We start from the raw sequence: 5,322 nt of genomic DNA on the forward strand, positions 1-5,322 counted from the left end.
GGCGGCGCAGCGGCCCAGCCGGGCCGGGGGGCGGCCCGCCGCACCCCCCCCCCGCCACTCCAGCGTCGTCCGCCTTCTGCCCCCGCCCACCCTCACGGACGAGCAGGCCACGGCGGTCCTCGACCGCCTTACGGACGCGGTGAGTTCGGTGTGCGAGGGGCGCCGGGGTGCGCCCGGGCGGGCTGGGGCGTCACGAGGGGAGCTGGGCGCCGGCGCTGCGGATGGCTCGGGGACCGGTCCTGTGACGGATCGGTCCGGCGCGGGGGGCGCGGATGGCGCGCAGGGCCCGCGTGGCGCGCATGCCTCGTATGGCCCGCATGTCGCGCATGGCGCGTCCCGGGACGCCGCTGTTCGGACCGAGGCCGAGGGAGACCCTGAGCCCGAGGTGGACGCGGGCCCGGCGCCATCGGCCGGCGAGGACGTCGGACGATGACGCGCGTGGCCGGGAGCAGCCGGTTGACCGGGTCGGAGGACCTGCGGGCACCCCGAGTGGAGGACCGGGCGGGGCCAGGGGACCGGCCTGCCGTACGGGTGCCGGGCGACGGCCAGGGGCACGACGGGGCTCGGCCGGGGCGGCCAGGTGACTGGCGGGGGCTCGATGGGGGTGCTCGGCCGGGGGAAGGGGCGGGGCCGGTGCCGGTGCCGGTGCTGGGGTCGGGGTCGGGGTCGGGGTCGGCGCCAGGCAATGGGCAGCTGCCGGAGTCGGGGAGTCGGCAGGTGCCCGTGGCGGGGAGGCCGCAGGTGCCTGCTGCGGAGGATCCGGGCGGGTTGGAGGCCGGGGAGCGGCCCGTGCAAGGTCCGGGCGCCGGGCACGTGGCCGAGTCGGGGGACCGGCAGCTGCCCGAGTCGGGGAGGCCACAGGTGCCTGCTGCGGAGGGTCCGGGCGGGTTGGAGGCCCGGGCGCGGCCCGTGCAGGGGCCGGGCGGCCAGCCGGCGGCTGTGGCCGGTGACCTGAGGGTGACCGATGTGGAGGACCGGCCGGCGCATCGTGTGGGAGATGCGCTGACCCGTACGTGGAGAGACCGGCTGACGAGCCGTTACAACAAGCTTCTACAACCGCACAAGGAAACCCTCGTGAACCGCACACCCTCACCAGACGGCCGCCCGCACACCCCCGAGCGGGGGGAGAGCGCCACGCCCGGCGCGCTCACGGCAGACCCGGGGTCCCTGCCGCGGCAGAAGAACGGCGAGGCGGGCGGCCCCGGGCAGCCGGCCGGAACAACCGACCCGTCGGGCACGTCACCGTCCGTGACGACTGACCCGTCGGGCACGCCATCGCCCGTGACGACTGACCCGTCGGGCACGCCACCCGCCGTGACGACCGACCCGACGAGCACCCCACCGTCCGTGACGACCGACCCGACGAGCACCCCACCGTCCGTGACGACCGACTCGACGAGCACGCCGCGATCTGCCGGTGAGCCGGCGTCGGCCTCCGCGCCCCCAGAAGCTGTCCACCGGGGACCGGCCGGCGTCTCCGATGCCGAACGCCCGGGTGCGCGCAGGCCCGATGTGCGTACCGCCGAACTCCCCGAGTTCGCCGACCTGTTGGAACACCCGGACCCGAGCGCCGCGGCCAATGCGGCAGGCGTGGAGAACCTGCTCCGTTGCTGGATCCGCGAGCGTGACCTCACACCGGAGGCCGGCGGCGACGTCTTACGGATCGACCTGCCCGCGAGCGGCCTGGCCCTGCTCGCCCCCGTGCACTACTGGTCCCCCACCGGCTGGCACCGCCTCGGTCCGCCTGTCTTCGCGGCCGCCCCCACCGGCGCCCCACCGGTCGACGCCGTCACGGTGGCGGCTCTCCTGGGCCGGGAGACGGCGACGGCCGCGGAGGAGGAGCCCGCCACCGGTGCGCAGCCCGAGCCCGGAACTGCCCTCGCCTGGCCCGCAGTCGGCGACGGCAGCGACCTGGTCGGCCGCGTCGCCGACTCGGTCCGCCGCACGACGGAGTTCCTCACCCTCCGCCGCCGAGCCACTTCCACCTCCACTTCCACCTCCACCTCCACCCCGACGCCGACCCTCGCAGCCCGGGGAACCGCCCACGCGGACCCACTCCCCGCAGCAGCGGGCGCCGGTCACCCGGCTCCGACCTCTGCGGCCTCAGGAACCGCCCACGCGGACCCACTCCCCGCAGCAACGGGCACCGGGCACCCGGCTCCGACCTCCGCGGCCCCAGGAACCGCCAGGCCGACTCCGCTCGCCGCGGCCCCCGCCGCCGAACACTCAAGTCGGCCCCCCGAGGCCCCAGGCACCGCCAGCTCGGCCCCGCTCTCCACCGCCCCCAGCACCGCCCACCCGACCCCGCTGCCCGCAGCCCCCAGCGCCCCCCACCCGGCCGAGGTCCACGCAGCCACGGACGCCACCGACCCCGGATCCGAACTCTCCGCCCACCCCGGACCCACCGTCTCCGCGCCACCCCGACCCCGCACCCCCGCGTACCTCGCCTCCTCAACCCCCTTGTCCCCCCGCAGCCCCGAATGCAGCCCTGAACGCAGCCCCGACCTCTTCCTCGCGGCCGAACAATCACTCGTCCTCGGTCACCCCCTGCACCCCACCCCCAAGAGTCGTGAAGGGCTGTCCGACGCAGAGGCGGAGCGGTACTCGCCGGAGTCGTACGGGGCGTTCGCGCTGCACTGGATGGCTGTCGCACCTTCGGTGCTCGCCGCCGACTCGGCCTGGACCGAGCGAGGCCGCCCCGTCACCGCGGAGCAGCTCACCTCGCGCCTCGCCGGTCCGGCGGCCGACAAGGCGCTGTCCGTGCGCGCCGCCGAACTGCCCGACGGTTACGCCCTGTTGCCCCTCCACCCGTGGCAGGCGAGCGACCTGGCCCACCGGCCAGAGGTCGCCGAGCTCTTGGACCGCGGCCTGATCAGGGACCTCGGCCCGCTCGGTGACGACTGGTACCCCACCTCCTCCGTCCGTACGGTCTACCGGTCGGGCGCCGCCGCCATGCTGAAGCTCTCCCTCGGCCTGCGCATCACCAACTCCCGTCGCGAGAACCTGCACAAAGAACTCCACCGAGGCGTGGAGGTCCACCGTCTGCTGCGCTCCGGCCTGTCCGCCGAGTGGAAGTCGGCGCACCCCGGGTTCGACATCGTCCGCGACCCCGCCTGGCTGGCGGTGCTGGACACGGACGGCGCCCCCGTCACTGGCCTGGACACCGTCATCCGCAACAACCCCTTCACTCCCGGCGACGACGTGACCTGCATCGCGGGCCTGGTCTCCCCACGCCCGGTGCGAGCAGCCGGCACAGCAGGCCACCGAACGGCCACCGGCCACACCGCCGCGCCCATGCGCTCCCGGCTCGCCGAGCTCGTCGGCGCGCTCGCCGCACGCACCGGACGTCCCCGCGGAGCCGTGGCCGCCGAGTGGTTCCTGCGCTACCTCGAACAGGTCGTACGCCCCGTCCTCTGGCTCGACGGAGAAGCGGGCGTCGCGCTCGAAGCCCATCAGCAGAACACCCTCGTCGTCCTCGACCCCGACGGCTGGCCCGTCGGCGGCCGCCACCGGGGCAACCCGGGCTACTACCTCCCCCCGTCCCGCCCTACCGCACTCGGCCAGCCCCCCCCCCGCATCGGCGTGCACAGCGACACCTTCGTCGCCGACGCGGTCACCGACGAGCGCTTCGCCTACTACCTCGGCATCAACAACGTCCTGGGTCTCATCGGCGCCTTCGGCTCGCAGCGGCTCGCCGACGAACGGCTGCTGCTCGCCGCCTTCCGCCGTTTCCTGGCCGAATGCGCCTCCGGCACCGGCAAGCTGCGCAGCCCGCTGCCGGCCCAGCTGCTCGAGACCCCGGTGCTGCGCTGCAAGGCCAATCTGCTGACCCGGCTGCACGGCCTCGACGAACTCGTCGGCCCCGTGGACACCCAGTCCGTCTACGTCACCATCCCCAACCCCCTCCACATCCCCCGTACATGACCATCCGCCCGTGAGAGGAGCGTCGCCGTGCCGCCCACCGACGCGAGCACCAACCCCCAGCCTTCCGCCACCGGTACCGACACCCGGAACACCTCCGAGGACACCCTCGACCTCCGCCTGCCCGACGAGCTCCTCGCCCTGATCGCGGGCGAGACGGACGACGAGGACACGGCACCGCAGCCGAGCCCCGCGCGGGCGGACACGGACGTCCACGACCGGACGGCCGACACCGGGGCAACAGGGCAGCAGCACACCGCGATGCGCCCCCGGCCCACCGACCCCGCGCACGGCATCCCTCCCCTCGAAGACCTGCTCGACGGCGTCTCCGGCTGGGGACCCGCATCCACGCCCGTCGGCGTGTTCCAGCTGGTCCCGGTACGGATCGAGCGTGACCTCACCCTGATCAGCCGCTGGATGAACGACCCTGCCGTGGCCGCGTTCTGGGAGCTCGACGGAGACGAATCCGTCACCGCCGACCATCTGCGCCGCCAACTCGACGGTGACGGCCGCAGTGTGCCCTGCGTCGGGCTGCTCGACGGCACGCCGATGAGCTACTGGGAGATCTACCGGGCCGACCTGGACCCGCTCGCCCGGCACTATCCGGCGCGCCCGCACGACACCGGAATCCATCTGCTCATCGGAGGTGTCGCGGACCGCGGCCGGGGCGTGGGCACGTCCCTGCTGCGCGCCGTCGCCGACCTCGTGCTCGACCGAAGGCCCGCGTGCACCCGCGTAGTGGCGGAACCCGACCTGCGCAACACCCCTTCTGTGTCAGCCTTTTTGAGCGCAGGCTTCCGCCTCGGTGCCGAGGTGGAGCTTCCCGGTAAACGCGCCGCGCTCATGGTCCGCGACCGCGCGCTGCGCGCCCAGCTCTGACCCTCACCGCCCTCACCTCACGTACCACTCCTGAGCCGCCCCGCCCCCGACTGACCACGTGCAGCACACCCTTCTCGACCCCAGACATCGCGCCCCGACCGGCCGGATCCCCACCGGCCTTCGCTGGATTTCACTACTGGTACACCGCTCGGGCCGGACAGGTTCCGCATCCGGGCCCACGAATTTCCGGCGCCGACGACCCGCCTCGCGCCAACCCGCACAAAGCCCCACCCAGGCCCGCACCCCGCTTGATTCCGGAGACCCCGTGCACAATTCCGCCGACGCCCCCGATTCGGCAGAGCGCCCCACGCTCTACGATCCGCCGGAACTCAACCGGGCGACATGGCACCTGGCCGGCCGCCGCCTCCTGGCCAAGATGCTGGGCGAGTTCGCCCACGAAGAGATCATCCAGCCGACCCCCGCACCCACCGCCGGACCAGCCACACCCACCTCACCCGCACCCTCCACCCCGCCCGCACCCCCCACCTGACCCCGCACCCACCACCGCTACACGAGCCCCGT

General features: G+C 74.3%; 3 protein-coding genes. All 3 read left to right on the plus strand.

Features of this window, described 5'->3' with window-relative positions; translation table 11 throughout:
- The first annotated feature begins 1,281 nt into the window (after positions 1-1,281).
- On the plus strand, positions 1,282-3,924 hold the full coding sequence (locus JAO81_RS04580) for an IucA/IucC family protein (RefSeq protein WP_374194255.1): 2,643 nt from the start codon (positions 1,282-1,284) through the stop codon (positions 3,922-3,924).
- A gap of 27 nt (positions 3,925-3,951) precedes the next feature.
- Entirely contained in the window at positions 3,952-4,800 is an 849-nt protein-coding gene (locus JAO81_RS04585; RefSeq protein ID WP_199546434.1) for a GNAT family N-acetyltransferase, read from the plus strand.
- Positions 4,801-5,065: 265 nt separating this feature from the next.
- Entirely contained in the window at positions 5,066-5,290 is a 225-nt protein-coding gene (locus tag JAO81_RS04590; RefSeq protein ID WP_199546435.1) for a hypothetical protein, read from the plus strand.
- Positions 5,291-5,322 lie beyond the last annotated feature (32 nt).

Source organism: Streptomyces sp. N35 (assembly GCF_016464295.1).
Taxonomy (GTDB): Bacteria; Actinomycetota; Actinomycetes; order Streptomycetales; family Streptomycetaceae; genus Streptomyces.